Annotated in this window: 11 protein-coding genes and 1 CRISPR repeat array; all 11 genes read right to left on the bottom strand. The window is 71.0% G+C overall.

Annotated elements, in window-relative coordinates; all coding sequences use genetic code 11:
- Positions 1–13: 13 nt before the first annotated feature.
- Positions 14–1,262: a CRISPR direct-repeat array (repeat unit 29 nt; unit sequence GGGGCCATCCCCGCGGGTGCGGGGAGCAG).
- Positions 1,263–1,390: 128 nt separating this feature from the next.
- The 11 genes from IE287_RS37695 to cas3 all read right to left on the bottom strand — a co-directional run bounded on the left by IE287_RS37695 (position 1,391) and on the right by cas3 (position 13,264).
- Positions 1,391–2,224 carry a transposase family protein gene (locus IE287_RS37695; RefSeq protein WP_189853942.1) on the bottom strand — a complete coding sequence of 278 codons (834 nt, stop codon included), beginning with the start codon at positions 2,222–2,224 and terminating at the stop codon, positions 1,391–1,393.
- A 72-nt stretch (positions 2,225–2,296) separates the two neighbouring features.
- Positions 2,297–2,752 carry a hypothetical protein gene (locus IE287_RS37690; protein WP_189853941.1) on the bottom strand — a complete coding sequence of 152 codons (456 nt, stop codon included), beginning with the start codon at positions 2,750–2,752 and terminating at the stop codon, positions 2,297–2,299.
- A 97-nt stretch (positions 2,753–2,849) separates the two neighbouring features.
- A complete protein-coding gene (locus IE287_RS37685; protein WP_229884008.1) occupies positions 2,850–3,347 on the bottom strand; it encodes a hypothetical protein in 498 nt (165 codons plus the stop codon).
- A gap of 646 nt (positions 3,348–3,993) precedes the next feature.
- Positions 3,994–4,350, bottom strand: a complete 357-nt coding sequence (cas2e, locus tag IE287_RS37680; RefSeq protein ID WP_189853940.1) for a type I-E CRISPR-associated endoribonuclease Cas2e — start codon at positions 4,348–4,350, stop codon at positions 3,994–3,996.
- On the bottom strand, positions 4,347–5,330 hold the full coding sequence (gene cas1e / locus IE287_RS37675) for a type I-E CRISPR-associated endonuclease Cas1e (protein ID WP_189853939.1): 984 nt from the start codon (positions 5,328–5,330) through the stop codon (positions 4,347–4,349). Before cas1e ends, cas2e begins: the two co-directional genes overlap by 4 nt.
- Complete coding sequence (gene cas6e, locus IE287_RS37670) at positions 5,327–6,106, bottom strand: type I-E CRISPR-associated protein Cas6/Cse3/CasE (RefSeq protein WP_189853938.1); 780 nt, start codon at positions 6,104–6,106, stop codon at positions 5,327–5,329. The genes cas1e and cas6e overlap by 4 nt, the downstream gene beginning before the upstream one ends.
- Positions 6,106–6,825: a type I-E CRISPR-associated protein Cas5/CasD gene (gene cas5e / locus IE287_RS37665; RefSeq protein WP_189853937.1), complete on the bottom strand. Its 720-nt coding sequence runs from the start codon at positions 6,823–6,825 to the stop codon at positions 6,106–6,108. The genes cas6e and cas5e overlap by 1 nt, the downstream gene beginning before the upstream one ends.
- Positions 6,822–8,018: a type I-E CRISPR-associated protein Cas7/Cse4/CasC gene (cas7e, locus tag IE287_RS37660; RefSeq protein WP_189853936.1), complete on the bottom strand. Its 1,197-nt coding sequence runs from the start codon at positions 8,016–8,018 to the stop codon at positions 6,822–6,824. The genes cas5e and cas7e overlap by 4 nt, the downstream gene beginning before the upstream one ends.
- Positions 8,015–8,728 (bottom strand): type I-E CRISPR-associated protein Cse2/CasB, encoded by a 714-nt coding sequence (casB, locus tag IE287_RS37655; protein ID WP_189853935.1) that lies wholly within the window; start codon positions 8,726–8,728, stop codon positions 8,015–8,017. Before casB ends, cas7e begins: the two co-directional genes overlap by 4 nt.
- Positions 8,725–10,413 carry a type I-E CRISPR-associated protein Cse1/CasA gene (gene casA, locus IE287_RS37650; protein WP_229884007.1) on the bottom strand — a complete coding sequence of 563 codons (1,689 nt, stop codon included), beginning with the start codon at positions 10,411–10,413 and terminating at the stop codon, positions 8,725–8,727. The genes casB and casA overlap by 4 nt, the downstream gene beginning before the upstream one ends.
- Positions 10,406–13,264 (bottom strand): CRISPR-associated helicase Cas3', encoded by a 2,859-nt coding sequence (gene cas3 / locus IE287_RS37645; RefSeq protein ID WP_506004981.1) that lies wholly within the window; start codon positions 13,262–13,264, stop codon positions 10,406–10,408. The genes casA and cas3 overlap by 8 nt, the downstream gene beginning before the upstream one ends.
- Positions 13,265–15,461 lie beyond the last annotated feature (2,197 nt).

The following is a 15,461-nucleotide window of genomic DNA, read 5'->3' as shown; positions in this document are numbered from 1 at the left end:
GTGCACCACAGACGGGTCCATCCCCGCGCGAACGGGGAACAGGCGTCCGGCTTCCCCAAGTACGGATACTGACTGGGTCCATCCCCGCGCGAGCGGGGAGCAGCGAGGCGTCTGAACCTGCACCAGCTTTCCCGTGGGTCCATCCCCGCGCGAGCGGGGAGCAGGCCGAGGACTCGAAGTTGGCGATGACCAGGTAGGGTCCATCCCTGCGCGAGCGGGGAGCAGGGTCTCACCGCAGGGCGCGCCCCAATCGGGGTGGGTCCATCCCCGCGCGAGCGGGGAGCAGCCAACGAAGGCCCCGCCGTACTTGGTCGCGTGGGGACCATCCCCGCGCGAGCCGGGAGCAGGCTGAGTTCCGCCCGGACTCCTCGACGGCGTCGGGGCCATCCCTGCGGGTGCGGGGAGCAGCAGATCGCCGTGACCCACGTCCAGCCGGAAACGGGGCCATCCCCGCGGGTGCGGGGAGCAGCCGAGGGCGGTGGCGACGTCCGCGATGGCCTTGGGGCCATCCCCGCGGGTGCGGGGAGCAGTCTTCGGAGGTTTTCGGCTCGGCCGGCACCCCGGGGCCATCCCCGCGGGTGCGGGGAGCAGTCGTTCTGGACCTGCCGGTTCAGCATCCGCAGGGGGCCATCCCCGCGGGTGCGGGGAGCAGGCCGGCCCGGGGCATCATCGTCCGGCCGCCGGTGGGCCATCCCCGCGGGTGCGGGGAGCAGCGGGTGTGCCGCTCCTGCGAGCCGCCCACGCAGGGGCCATCCCCGCGGGTGCGGGGAGCAGGCAGGACGACGTCCCGGCACAGAAGGACCCCGGGGGCCATCCCCGCGGGTGCGGGGAGCAGGCATCCTGGAGCCCCGCTTCGGCGCATGGGCGGGGGCCATCCCCGCGGGTGCGGGGAGCAGTTGAGCTGACGAGGGATGACACAGACGATCCCGGGGCCATCCCCGCGGGTGCGGGGAGCAGAAGTACATAGACGCCGCGGCCGCCGGCCGGACGGGGCCATCCCCGCGGGTGCGGGGAGCAGGGCCCGGGAAGTCGGCCGTCGGCCGAGGTGATGGGGCCATCCCCGCGGGTGCGGGGAGCAGTCGCTGATGCGCTTGATGTAGGAGGTGATGGCGGGGCCATCCCCGCGGGTGCGGGGAGCAGCTCTTCGCCGACGAACTCTGGTACCTGTGCAAGGGGCCATCCCCGCGGGTGCGGGGAGCAGGGTGTCGAGCGCGACCGGGTCCAGCGCGGGGAGGGGCCATCCCCGCGGGTGCGGGGAGCAGTGAAACAGGCCGTAGTGGCCTTCCTTGAGCCTCCGCCAACTTGAAGTCGCAGATCAAAGGGCTGGTGTGACCGATCCTCGGGGTACTCGTGCTGGTCGTGGGCGGAAGCCCACGGAGAAGATCATCCGTCAGCGGTTGATTTCGAGGTTCGTCAGGACGAGCAGGGCGCGCAGGAGGCGGGTGGCGCGGGCGGGGTCGGTGCGGAGTTTGGTGAGGATCCGCCAGTTCTTGAGGTGGGCGAAGCCGTGCTCAACCGGTGCCCGTCCGACGGCGAGGACACGGTTGGCCTCCTTCTCGCCTCGAGTGAGCTTGTGGGTACGAGTGGCGATGTAGCCGGTGACGACTACGGGGTCGAGGATGTCGTTGTCCAGGCCGCGGAAGCCGAGGTCGGCCAGCGCTCCGAGGCCGGCGGCGCGCAGGTGGGCCAGGATGTGGTCGTGGCGGGCGGCGGTGTTGTCGTGGGTGCGGCCGGGCCGGGCGGCGGATATCCAGATCAGGCGCCCGTTCTCGTCGGTCAGGGCGAGGAAGTGCAGGCCATGACTGTGGTGTTTGCCGGAGTAGTTCCGCCGGTCGGCCTTTCCGGTGCGGCGTCTGGTGCGAATGAGGGTGCCGTCGATCAGGACCACTTTCCCACCCTGCCTGACGACCTTCTTCAGGGCGCGGTCCAGGCGCGGGGCCTGGGCGGCGAGCAGTCCGATCAGCTCGTCGCGCCAGCGGCGGACGGTGGACTCGGACACATTGTTTCCGCCGGCCATGTCGGCCAGGCGCTGGTCGTGGCGCAGTACGGCCAGGACGATCACCGCGATCTTCCCGGGCGGCAGGATGCGCCACCTGGAGCGAATCGTCTTCAGGTGGCGCCGTAGCAGGTCGGCGAGGTGGTTGACGGTGCGCGTGGACAGCGGCAGACGGCACTGGTAGACAAGCGGACAGGTCTCCTCGGCGCGCTCTTGGGTATTCGTCACACAATTCCAACGGCCGCCGGGGGCACCCCGGTTACGCCCGTGCCGAGCCGCTCCGAGTGTCGGTGTTGCTGGTCACAGGCGGGTGGTGAACCGGCCGTCGGGCAGTTTCCGCAGCCAGCCGCGATCGACGAGTTTGATCAGCTTGCTGCGTAGCGGTTCCAGCTTGGCCTTCACGCTGATGTCCACCCCCACCACCTCGCCGACCTCACGGGCCATGACCGGTCCGGCGGCCTGCCGCACAGCGGCGATGATGCGCTGGTAGTCCCACGGCAGCGCGTCCTCCTCCACTCCCGGCTCGCGGTGCGGGATCAGCATCACCGCCCGTCCGGCCACTTGCCCCGGCATCGGTCGGGCCGCGGAACGTTCCTCGGCGAGCTGCCCGGTCATCCGTTCAAGGACGCGTTCGGCGACGGCGAGTTCGTCCCGCTCGGCCCGTACTTCGGCCAGCTGTTTGACCAGCTGTTCTTCGAGTTCGTCCAGTTCCGCGCGCCGCGCGGTGATCCGTTCCAGCAGCTCGGGATCCAGCATGCACCGGATCGTAGAAGGCTGCCGGACTACGGCGAGCAGGAACCGGACAGTTCAGTTACCTGCTTCTGCTGACGACCGCTTGTTCAGGGCTCGACCGTTACGAATGTCGGTTCTGGTCGGGCCGACCATGCGCCAGACGCTGAGCTTCGGCCGTGACCTCGGCATCGAGCTGGGCCAACGTCCTGTTCCCGTACTCGACGATGTCGTACTCGTCATCAAGCTCAGCAAGACGCTCGGCCAGGGGCAGCTGGTGGCCGAACCGCTGGTGGATGCGCATAGCAAGCTCTCGCGGCGTCAGCCGGCCCGCCAGCATCTGGTGCGCGAGCGCCTGCACGGCAGCGTCCTGCCCGGCCTCGCTGTCGTGCGGGTAGAACACGAGGTCCAGCTCATCGAGTACGACGGGAAGCAGGTCGGGAACGTCGTACTCCGCCTCGGCACGTGTGTATCCGGCCAGAATGCGCAGTGCCGGGCTGTCCAGTCCGGCAACGAGTGCCGCGCAGGCAGCCTCGACGACATCGTGAGCGTGGGCCTCGCCGATACTCCAGAGAACAGCGAGGTCTCGCAGGTCATCGGTTGCGGCTTCGATCGGCGACACCTACGCATGATCCCCCGCACGAGATGATCCCGTCGACCGCCTTTCGACTCAGGCGTCGACCGCGCTGACGGACGATCTACTACTCAGACAATCGCCCGTGACCAGCACGAGCAGTCCGAGAACCGGTCACACCAGCCCTTTGACCTGCGACTTCAAGTTGGCGGAGGCTCCTTGTACGTGGGGCCATCCCCGCGGGTGCGGGGAGCAGTTGAGACCCACAACGTTCCGGTCAACTGGACCAGGGCCATCCCCGCGGGTGCGGGGAGCAGGCCGGGAGGCCGTGCGCGTTCGGGCAGCGGCCGGGGCCATCCCCGCGGGTGCGGGGAGCAGATCCCCCGCGTCGTCAGCTTCGCCTCGGCGAAGGGGCCATCCCCGCGGGTGCGGGGAGCAGTCTTGCTGACCAGCAGTTCTACCCCACACCAACCCCCTTCCAAGCAACTTTCACCGAAACAGACAAACCACCCACCCCTCCCCCGCAGACGCAGGGAGCAGGGGCTGGCTGCGGCGGGGGTAGGTGGGTGAGGGGGCCATCCCCGCGGGGGGGGCGGCCCACATGGCATAGGGCGGGAGTGTGGGAGGGGGCAGCCTGTTTGGCGCTGTCCCGCGTTCTGACGCCTTGCTGGTCTCCTCCTCGTCGGCCGTAGCCCTATCGGCCTCCGAAGCGCCGGCGCTTGGACGCTTTGCTCCATCCGGACTTCTTGGCGGGGTCGGTCGTCGGTGCCGGTGAAGCGGAGGAAGGGCGGTGGATCAGAGTCAGACCTTCGTGGTCTTTGGGGTGCCAGGTGTGGTCGAAGGTGCGGAAGGTGTAGCCCTGTTCGTTGTTGGTGGTGTGGGCGAGGAGGGCCCGGCCTTGGTCGGCGTATTGCTGGACTTCGTTCCAGAGGATGTCGCGGATGCGTGCCGAGGGGTTGCCGATGAAGACGCCGGCGGAGATTTCGAGGAGCCAGCGGGTGAGGAAGCCTCGCAGGCCGGCGGGGCAGTTGGTGAGGACGATGACGGTCACCAGGTGAGCACCAGCCCGTCGTGGGTGGGGTCGTTGGCGTCGCCGTAGTTGCGGCCTGCCGGGACGTGTTCGTTGCGGTCGCTCTGCAGGGTGACGACGTCCCAGGCGATGTCGATGTCGGGTGGGGTGGGGTCGTCGGTGCCGAGGAGGAGTCGTTTGATGTCGTTGACGCAGCGGTCGAGGAGGGATGTCTCGTGGATGCGGTCGCGCAGGGCTCTGCGGGTGCGGGAGGCGACGTCTTCTTCGTGTTCTGCGGCGGTGTCGAAGGCGAGGGGGATGCCGATGTCGGTCTTGTAGAGGTCGGCGATGTCCAGGACGAAGGAGAGTTCGTGGCCGGAGTGGACGAAGCCGAGTGCGGGGCTGCATCCCAGGGAGGTGACGACGGCGTGGGCGACGCCGTACATGCACTGGGCGGCTGCGGTGATGGCCTGGTTGACGGCGTCACCTGCGGTGAAGTCGCCGGGGACGTAGTTGCGGCCGCGCCAGGCGACTCCGGTGCGCTCGGCCTGGGCGCGGTAGCACTTCTTGACGCGGTCGCCTTCGTGGCCGAGGAGTTCTCGGCGGGTGAGGCCTGCGGGGTCCTCGTCGGGGAAGCGGAGGCGGTACATGGCGCGGGCGACGGCGAGGCGGGAGCGGTTGTTGGCCCACTGGACGGCCTGGGCTTCGGCGAGTGCGGAGGAGCGGGTCAGGGCGCGGCCGCTGGCGTAGTAGCGGACGCTGTGTTCTCCGACCCAGGTGACGGCGGCGCCGGTCTCGCCGAGGACGCTCATGGCCTGGTGGGTGATGCGGGTGCCGGGGCCGAGGAGGAGGGTGCCGATGGTGGCTGCGGGGATGTGGGTGGTGCCGTCGGCGTCGGTGGCGGTGATGGCGTTGGCGTCGCGGTGGATGGTGCAGCGTTCGAGGTAGAGGAAGGAGAGGCGTTCGCTTGCGCGGGTGAGTTCGCGCGGGGTGTGGGCGCCTCGGCGGGAGACGGTGGTCACGGGGTTGCTCCTTGTGGGAGCGGGGCGAGCGTCATCAGGCCGCATCCGTAGGCCTTGGCCTTGCCGATGCCGTGGGTGAGGGTGCGGCGCATCAGGTCGGGGTCGGTGACTTCCAGGCGGCCGTCGTAGGTGACGGTGACGAGGGTGACGGGTTTGCCGCGTCGGGCGCCGGCGGGCCGTGCTTTGTCAAAGGCGGAGGTGCGGTGGTCGCGGACGGTGAGCTGGTAGCGGTCTCCGTGGTGTTCGTGGCCCTGGTGGGTGGTGCCTTCGGGCAGGAGCCGCTTGTCCTTGGCTTTTTCCAGTATGCGGAAGCCGCCGCGTTCCTGGCGGGTGGGGTCGAGGAGCCATCCCATCTGGTGGTGCGGGGTCAGGTGGGCGGTGCGCTTGCGGGGTTCGTCGTCGGTGCGGCGGATGTGGTGGACGGGGTTGGCCGTCAGGCGGAAGCCCCAGTGTGCGCCGGCGGTCAGGTTGTCGAGGAAGGGGGTGTAGGCGCGGGTCTGCCATCCGGGGCCGTCGACCAGGGCGGTCGGCCATCCTGCTTGTTCGACCAGGTGGGTGAGGTCGGGGGCGTCGGGGCTGACGAGGTAGAGGAGTACTTCGCCGGGGGCGTTGTGGTCCAGGCGCCACAGGACCCGGGGAGCATCGCCGGTGGGCTGGTCGTTGGGCAGCAGGGCGGGGAAGGAGGACATGACGGCTGCGTGCAGGACCTGGCGGGAGGACAGCAGGCGGCGGGCGCCGGTGCGGGCGGTGTTCACCCTGAAGCGGGTCAGGTACATCAGCGGCTCTCTTCTGGCAGCGCGTCGAACGGGTCGTGGTCGTGCCGGGGCCGCGGAGTAGTCGTGGGGATGTCGACCGGGGTGCGGACGATCGTGCGCAGGGCGTGGCGGCGGTGTTCGGCGGCGAAGCTGACCGGCTGGTCGCGCAGGGGGTCGGTGTCCGCGGTGGTGTCGTCGCTCTCGTGCAGGACGGGGAGGGTGACGTAGGGCCGTTCGGTGTGGCGTCCGGTGTGCCAGCGGGAGGCCTGCCAGGGCTCGTGGCTCAGGGCCTGCAGGAGGTTCTTGTCGGGGTGGAGGCCGAGTTCGAGGGGGCGTGCGGGCGGGCAGGAGCGCCGGCCGAGGAACGGTGGGTAGGCGGGGGTGCGCAGGGCCGCGTGGAGGCGGGCGAGGAGGTCGGGGTCTCCTTCGACGGCGGCGACGAAGACGGCGTCGGTGAGGTAGAAGCGTTCGGACAGCGGCATGGACTTGCCGCTGTCCCAGTGGATGGCCGTCTGGAAGTCGCGCAGCCGGGTGCCGGGCTGGTCGATCCGTACGCCGAAGCGGAGGGCGGTCAGGGGGCGCAGCTGGTCGTCGTCGCCGCGCTGGATGCCTTGTGCGGAGGCGAGGAGGCCGATGACTCCGCTTTTGGTGGGGGCCGCTTCGGTGGTACGGCGGGAGAAGCGGGCCGCGGCCCCCCAGGACTGGAGGGGGCCGGCGAGCAGGAGGGTGAGGGTGCTCATGCGGGGGTGTCCAGGCGGTCGGTGACGGCCTGGCCGACGGCGGCGACGAGGTCGGAGATGTTGTCCGCCTCGGTGCCGATGCCGCTGAGCTTGTGGGTGTTGGGGCCGACGCGCAGGACCCAGGTGAGGGTGGAGGTGTCGTCGCCGTAGGCGCGTTCGATGTCGGGGATGTACTCGGCCAGGCGCTCGGCGGCTTCGCGGAGGTGTCCGCCCTGGTCGCCGCGTACGGCTTCTTCGAAGGCGGCGACGAAGCTGATGGGGCGGGTGGTGCGGAGCTTGACGATGACGGCTTCGGGCAGGGTGTGGTTGCCGAAGGTGTTGATCTTGCCCTGGGGCAGGGACTCGACGAAGCTGCGGACGAAGGCCTCGACGGCGCGGCGGACGGGAATCGTCCTGGACTCGTCCTCGCGCAGGCCCTGGCCGAGGTTCTTGGCGAGCTGGTGGACGCCGAGGGCGGCGTAGCGGTAGAGGGTGGCGGAGTTGAAGTCGACGGTGCCGATCATGCCGGCGCCGGGCTCGTCGTCGTTGTTCTCGTCGTCGACGGCGGTGTAGTAGTCGGACTCGTTGTCGACGCGGTGGACGCTGATGGCGTGGGCGACCTGGACGGCGGCGTCGACGTTGATGTCGGTGACGTCGGCGACCATGCGGCCGAACAGGGCGATGTCGACGGAGTGGCGGGTGTCGGCGTGGGCCCTGGCGCGGTCCTTGTTCGTCTTCTCCTTGAAGAAGGCCTTGCTGTCCGCGGCGCTCTCGATGGCGAGGGCGGCCAGGGAGTCGAGCTGGCGGGAGCTGAGGAACATCAGGTACTTGGCTTCCGGCAGCGGGTCCGGTTCGCCGTTCTTCTTCGCGGCCTCGGCCTTGCGCTTGGGGACCTCGATCTTGAGGCCGGCGGCCTGGACGACGTCGGCGGCGAGCTGTTCGGCCCGGGCTGCTTCGAGGGTGGGGTCGGCGGCGGTGATGCGGGCGGCGACGACCTCGACGATCTTCTTGGTGCGCACGCCGAGCTCGCTGGGGTCCAGGAGTTGCTCGTCCTTGAAGTAGGCGCGGGTGGCGCGCTTCCAGGCCTGGCTGGAGACCCGGGCCCGGGGCACGCCGCCGTAGGTCGCGGTCTTGGGGGCGCCGGTGTCGTCGCGGTTGAGGTTGCTCGGCGGGACGGTCTGCAGGGCGTGCACGTCGAGGTAGAAGCGGTTCACGGGGTGTCCTTGTCGGTGGCGTCGGGGAGGTCGGAGGAAAGGCCGTCGGCGGGGTTGTCCTGCGGGGGTCCGGGGGTGCGGTGGTCCTGCCAGGCGTGGAAGGAGCGGCCCCAGGCGATGCGGACGCGGTCGGCGCCGTCGGGCCACTGCCACTGGTAGAGCTGTCCGGCGAGCAGGGCGTAGTCGAGGGGGACGTCTTCTCGGCGCAGGAGGGTGACGATGTCGCGCAGGCGCTGGGCGAGGGTGGTCAGGTCGGGTGCGTTTCCGGCGCGGACCAGGCGCTTGCGCAGGGAGTCGTCGATGTCGTTGGCCGGCATCAGGCGGTGGATGGCGGCGCCCAGGCCCCGGGGGCGCTCGCGGCGATGCGGCTGGTGCATGCCGGTGCCGCGGGACTGCTGGTGCAGGGCCCACAGGGTCAGGGCGGTGTGCAGGGCGTCGTCGGCGCGGGCCAGTTCGGTCTCGCTGAGGGGGCGGCCGTCGCGGCGTGCGTCGTGCAGGCCTTGGGTGTCGAGGAGGTCCCACAGGTCGGGGAGCTGTCCTGCGGGCTTGCCGGCTCCGCGGCGCAGGCGGGCCAGGGTTCCGACGGCCTTGGCGTCGTCGCCGAGGTATCCGCGCTGCCATCGGCTGAGGTGTTCCTGTGCGAGCCGGGTGACCAGGTCGGCCACCGACTCCGTACGCGTACTCGTACTGCTACTCGTGCTGGTGGTCATGCGTGCGCCTTCGGGGAGGGGTCCGCCGCGCTGTCCGTGCCGGACGGCTGGTCGGAGGAAGAGGGCTGGCCGAGGTTCTTGCGCAGGCGTGCCCTGAACCATCGGTCGGCCAGGGCGGAGTTGAGCCATACGCTGCCCTGCTTGGCGGGGATCAGGCGGCCCTGCCAGGCCGCGTCGCCGGCGTCGGCGACCATCTGCCGGCCGAGCCGGGTGATGATCGTGTGGACCTGGGCCTTCCACGCCTCGCGCTGCTCGAAGGGGTCCTCGGCCTGGCCGAGGTCGGTGAGCCAGGCGCGGTAGGGGCCTTCGAGCTCCGCGAAGGCGCGGTCGCGGGCGGTGAGGCGGGGGCTTTCGTTCTCCGAGCCGGCGGCGCGCTCGAGGTCGGTGGCGAGGTCACCGAGGGTGTTGACGGCGAGTTCGGCGTCCTTGACGGCGTCGATGGCCTGGGTGGCGTAGTCGCGGTCCTGCTCGTGGAGCAGGATCACGTCCATGGTCAGGTGGTCGTCGACGACCTCGTCGACGACGGACTGCTGGGTGCCGTAGACGGTGCCGACGATGCGGGTTCGGATGAGGAATCCGCGCTCGAGTTTGCGGCGTGTGACCAGGCGGGCGGTCCAGTCGAGGATCCCGGGCCGCAGGTGGGAGGGCGGGCCGGAGCCTTCGGGCCGGTTCTGTTCGCGGTCGGCGACCAGGGAGGCCAGGCCGCGCCAGGCGGAGCGCTCCGGGGCGTGCTCGCGCGGCAGGTAGACGAGGGGTTCGCCGTGTTTCTTCTCCTGGGCCGGGCTGCGGCGCCAGGCGGTCATCGGCTCGCGGGTGTGCATGTTGCGGGCGGTCAGGGGGTCGCCGTAGCCGAGGACCACTCCGGTCACGCCGTCGGCGTCGGCGTGCAGGCGCAGGCGTCGGCTCTGCCAGGTGTACAGGTCGCACAGGCCGTCCGGGTGCCGCTCGGCGCCCTGGGGACGGTGTTCGCGTCTCCAGGCGGGCAGGTCCTGGCGGCCCTTGGCGTCGAAGTCGACCGTGTCGGCGGCCACCAGGTTGAGCAGCAGCGTCTCGCGCAGGTTGCGTCCTTCGGCGAACACGCCGCCGAGGCTGCCGGCCCAGCCCACCCCCAGGGGGTAGACCTTTCCACCCTTGGCGCGCTGGTCGCCCACCATGCCGCTCTTGATGCCGGAGGTGTCGTAGGCGTGGGCGTGCACCACCCACCTGGCGGCCTCCGCGAATCCCAGGCGGCCGACCGCGGGCAGGCGGGCGGAGAAGAACGGCTCGCCGTTGGGCACGTCCGCGACGATGCGGTTGAGCGAGGCCACCTCGTTCTTCTCGGTGCGCAGTCCGGCCGTCTGGAAGAAGGGCGTCTGCTCGTCGAGGAGGTCGAAGCGGCCGCGGTGGTCTTCGAGGTAGCCGGCGAGGGGGGCGAAGCAGTGCGGATCGCCCCACAGCCGGGCCCAGTGCTCGATGTCGCGGGGACCGTCGAGGGCGTCGTGGGCGATGGCCAGCAGGAGACGCAGCAGGGCGAACTCCTGCGTGGGCAGGTCGCCGGTGATCCGGCGCACGTCTTCGGCCTGCGCGAACACCTCGCGCAGCGACAGTTCCTCCTGCGTGCCGTTGGGGCGGAGGACTCCGATCCACGGTTGCCGCGTCAGGTCGAACGACAATGTTTTCCGGTCCGCCTCGTGCGTCTCAGGCACGGGTCACCTCAAGTCCGTCGGTCGTGGAATACCGCAGGGCGAAGCCTGCCAGGCGGGTCTGACAGTCCTGGTCGAGCGGGAGGATCAGCTCGCCGGCGAGCCAGGAGCTCTCCTTCGTCTGCCAGGCGTCGACGACGAGTTCTTCGAGTTCGGCGATGGCCCGGTCCATCACCTCGCCGGAGAACTCCTGCGGCAGGCGCAGTCCGCTGGCTGCGGCCGCGCGCGCGGCGAAGGCCACCGGCACCTGGTCCCGCGGCAGGTCCAGTCCGCCGAGCCGGCGGCCCTTGCGGTCGTGGCCCAGCCACGGAACGGTCGTGAGTCGTCCGTCCATCTGCCGGTGGACCACGATGACCTCCAGGCTCTCCTGGCTGTCGCGGACCTGGGCCCGGCCCGCCGGGGTGTCGTCCGCGTCCCCGGTCCCCGCGGCGACCCATCCGAACAGGGGCTCTCCCGGCCCTGCGACGTCACCGAGCCGGAACGTGGCCGCCTTCTGCTGCTGCCGGGCGCGCTGCGCCTCGTGACGGCGCCGGGCATCGTCCAGGGCCTCCTGCCACCCGGCGGGGGCCTGTACGTCGTCGGCGTAGGCACCCTGGACCAGCGGGCTGATGTCCCCTGGCAGCCGCACCGGCCTTTCGCCGCCCGTCTGCAGATGCGGCAGCAGGACCGCGGCCGACCTGAGCAGCGGGTACTTCTGGTAGACGGCGACCGATCCTTGCACCGGCACCGGCACGGGCGCCGACCAGTCGGCCCCCGTCACCAGGCAGCGGGGACGGCGCAGCCGGGCGGGCCGGTCCTGCTGACCGGTTCCGCGCTGGTGCCGGTGCAGACGGCCCATACGCTGCAGCAGCAGGTCGACCGGGCACAGGTCGGTGACCAGCAGGTCGAAGTCCACGTCCAAGGACTGCTCGGCGACCTGGCTGGCGACCACGACGTGACGTCCCGCAGGGCGGTCGACGGCTGGTCCCGGCGGCCCGAAACGCCGCAGGAGCTCCTTGTCGTTGGCCGCTCGGTCCACGTCGAGGAAACGGGCGTGCGCGACGGTGACGTCGTCGCCGAACCGCTGCCGCAGCACCCGTGCCGTCTCCACCACCCGCTTGACCGTGTTGCGCACCACCAGCGCGCACCCGCCGTCGGCGAGTTCGGCCTCCAGGCGGTCCGCCAGCACGTCGAGATCGTCGTCCATAGGCTCCAGCTGCACCGACACCGCCCGCCCGGACGCCGCAGGCCGCCGCACCAGCGGTGTCCCGCCGGGCGTCACAGCGGTCAAAAGCGGGTACTCCCCCGCAGCCGCGACCTCGTCGAAAGCCGCCCCGGCCTCTTCAACGGTGCCGGCGTAGGCCTCGACGAGCTCGCGCCGGCGGGCCGCCGGGAGCGTCGCCGACAAGATCACCACCGGCACCCCGTAAGCACCCAGCCACGACAGGACACGGTCGAGGTAGACGCTCATGTAGGTGTCGTAGGCGTGGGCCTCGTCGATGACGACGACCTTGCCGGCCACCGCGAGGTGACGCAGCGCCAGGTGCTTGCTCTTCAGCCCGGCGAACAGCAGCTGGTCCACGGTGCCGGCCACGAACGACGACAGCATCGCCTTCTTGCGGCCCCTCAGCCAGGTGTGGGCCACCAGCTCGGCAGCCGCCTCACGGTGTGCCCGGTTCCCCTTGCCGTTGTGGACGGCGTCCACGTCCACGCCCGTCACCGGACCGGCTCCCCGCATGAGGTCGGTGAAGTCGTCGTTCAGCGCGGCCTTGGAGTGCGCCAGCAGTACCGAATGAGGCCGTCCCTCCAGGGAGGGCAGTCGCTTGAGCCACTTCAGCAGCCGGGGGAACATGGCGTTGCCCGTGGCCATCGTCGGCAGGGCGAAGAAGACGCCTCCCGCGCCCGACCGGGCCGCGAAGACCTCCGTCACCGCCAGCGCGGCCTCGGTCTTCCCCTCGCCCATCGGCGCCTCGATCACCATCAGGCCCGGTGCCTGCATGGACCGGGCCAGCTCCACCGCCTCCGCCTGAACGGGCCGTACCGAAGCACCCGCAGGAAGCGCGAACCTGGACTCGAACAGCTCCTGCACCGTCCCGCCGGGGTCGACGGGACGCCAGGCACCGGGCAGATCGAGCTTCTGCCACGCCGCATCCGCCCTCGCCGCACCGAAACACGGCACTTCCATCGGGTGGTAGGGGAACAGGTCCGGGTTGCTGGCGATCCAGTCCGCGACGATCACCAGCGCCGTCAGCAGGACCTGCACCGGCTGCGGCAGCTTCACCTCCCGCCACAGCCCCAGCCGCCCACGCACCCCGTACTCGTCGGCACACGCCTCCAGCAGCTCCGTCTGCACCCGCTGCCACACCGCCCGGCTCCGGCCCGGCGTCCGCAGCAGATGCCCACGGCTCTCCAACGCGTAGATCTGGGCGTCCTCCGGCGGGATCCCGTGATGACCACCCGCCACCACCGTGAACGGCCAGCACTGCTCCGGGTCCCAGCCGCACACCTCCTCCAGCCACTCCCCCAGCAGCACCTGCCCGGCCAGCGCATGCGGCGCAATCGCCCGGTCAGGTCCCATCGCCGTCCGCGACCGCATCTCCAGCCCCGCAGCACGCATCCGGTCGGCCAGACCCTCGACCTGGCAGGCGAACGCCGGAGTCGCCTTCCCGATGTCGTGCACCGCGGCCAGCCACACCGCCAGCAGACGACCGTCTGCCTCGCCCCCCGGCAACGCCCGCCCGATCAGCCGGCGCACACTCCACGGCAGCCACCGATCCCACAGCCTCCCGGCCACCGCCGCGCTGTCCTCCATGTGCTGCCACAGCGGCAGCCACCCGTCCGAGTCCCGATCATGCTTGCCCCACAGCGCAAGCACTGGCCCCTCAAGACGGCTCCGAAGGCCCGAACGGCCTTCCCCCTCACGTGCCATGGAAGAGGAATACACCCCACCTCCACACCATGAACACAAGATCCAGAAACAAGCCCGAAACCCACAGCAGATTCCATGAACAACACCGATCACAACAGTTTGTGACGTAACGTCAGCCAGTTAAAGACCAGCACAAACACCCAGCGACGGAACAACCACCGCAGGTGCAGAGAGCAGGGTTCCGCGTCACGTGCCGCGACAGGCGGTGTGGAGCCATCCCCGCGGATGCAGGCAGCAGACGCGTAGTTCTTCGCCTTTCCGCCCGGCGAAGGGGCCATCCCCGCGGAGGCGGGGAGCAGGTGGTCCCCTCGTGGGCAAGGGTGGGTAGCACGGGTCCATCCCCGCGCGAGCAGGGAACAGCTCATCGACCGCATCGTGGTCCCCTCGTTCCGGGGTCCATCCCCGCGCGAGCGGGGAGCAGGATTCGCCCCCGTCGCCCGACTCGATGTCCGTGGGTCCATCCCCACGCAAGCGGGGAGCAGGCTGTGGCGTGGAACTGGCGGATCAGGGGCGGGGGGCCATCCCCGCGGGTGCGAAGAGCAGCGACCGGGAAGGAGCCAGCCCCAGCCGGTTTCGGGTCCTTCCCCGCGGGAGCGGGGAGCAGAGCTCTCGGGCCTCGATGATCGACCCCTTGCAGGGGCCATCCCCGCGCGAGCGGGGAACAGAAGACCTGCGTCGAGGTCCCGTGCCCGACCGAGGGGTCATCCCCACGCAAGCGGGGAACAGGCCGTCGCCGTGTAGAGGCGGGACGCGGTGCCGGGTCCATCCCCGCGCGAGCGGGGAGCAGATGCCCGCCGGGGACGCCGACGCAATGCTCCAGGGACCATCCCCGCGGGTGCGGGGAGCAGGAGGTCCTGGGCCGCGCGTACACCCCCGCGGAGGGTCCATCCCCGCGGGTGCGGGGAGCAGGCCTTGGCCGCGAGCGACCGGGCGGAGACGTAGGGTCCATCCCCGCGGGTGCGGGGAGCAGCGTTGGCGTAGAGGTCGGGGTCGGGTCTGAAGGGGTCCATCCCCGCGGGTGCGGGGAGCAGGGCCGGATCGCCTTCGTCGGCGTGGACGCGGAGGGTCCATCCCCGTGGGTGCGGGGAGCAGTAGTCGTCCCCGGACCCACCGTGCGTGGCACAGGGTCCATCCCCGCGCGAGCGGGGAGCAGCCCCTCAGCTTTGTTCGAAGAGTAGTCGTCCGGGGTCCATCCCCGCGCGAGCGGGGAGCAGTCACGAAGCCGAGAGGACCACTCCCCCTCCTCGGGTCCATCCCCGCGCGAGCGGGGAGCAGGACAGACTCGCGGTCAGCCACCTGCGGGAGATGGGTCCATCCCCGCGCGAGCGGGGAGCAGGGGCTTCGCGTCTTCCACCACCAGGAGCAAGAGGGTCCATCCCCGCGCGAGCGGGGAGCAGGTATCGATGGGCCACTCGCAGGGGCCCGGCGGGGGTCCATCCCCGCGCGAGCGGGGAGCAGTCGGTGTAGAGGCGCCGTGAGTGGAGGTACATGGGTCCATCCCCGCGCGAGCGGGGAGCAGCTGCGCGACGACGGCCCCGGCCGGGGCGCGACGGGTCCATCCCCGCGCGAGCGGGGAGCAGCGGGGGTCCGGATCGACTGCCGGAGGAGGACCGGGTCCATCCCCGCGCGAGCGGGGAGCAGATCGGGCGCAGGGCGGCGGCCGACAACCCCGGGGGTCCATCCCCGCGCGAGCGGGGAGCAGATCGTGACGGCGAGGAGGACCCACCCGAGCTTGGGTCCATCCCCGCGCGAGCGGGGAGCAGCCTCAGTGCAGTGAGTCCCGACCTTGCGGCCGGGGTCCATCCCCGCGCGAGCGGGGAGCAGGACGCCGTCACCGTCGGCGCCTTCGTCACCGTGGGTCCATCCCCGCGCGAGCGGGGAGCAGCGCGAGGGCGAGCAGCGGGTTGCCCGCACCTGGGGTCCATCCCCGCGCGAGCGGGGAGCAGCGGCGCCGACGGCGCGCGCTTTCCGGATCGGCGGGTCCATCCCCGCGCGAGCGGGGAGCAGGACAACCTGCTCGACGTACTCACGGGCAGCGAGGGTCCATCCCCGCGCGAGCGGGGAGCAGTCTTGCTGACCAGCAGTTCTACCCCACACCAGCCCCCTCCCAAGCAACTTTTACCGAAACAGACAAACCACCCAC

This window comes from Streptomyces omiyaensis (assembly GCF_014650895.1).
GTDB classification, from domain to species: domain Bacteria; phylum Actinomycetota; class Actinomycetes; order Streptomycetales; family Streptomycetaceae; genus Streptomyces; species Streptomyces omiyaensis.
Note: the sequence above shows the minus strand (reverse complement) of the source record. Positions and strands in the feature narration are given on the sequence as shown.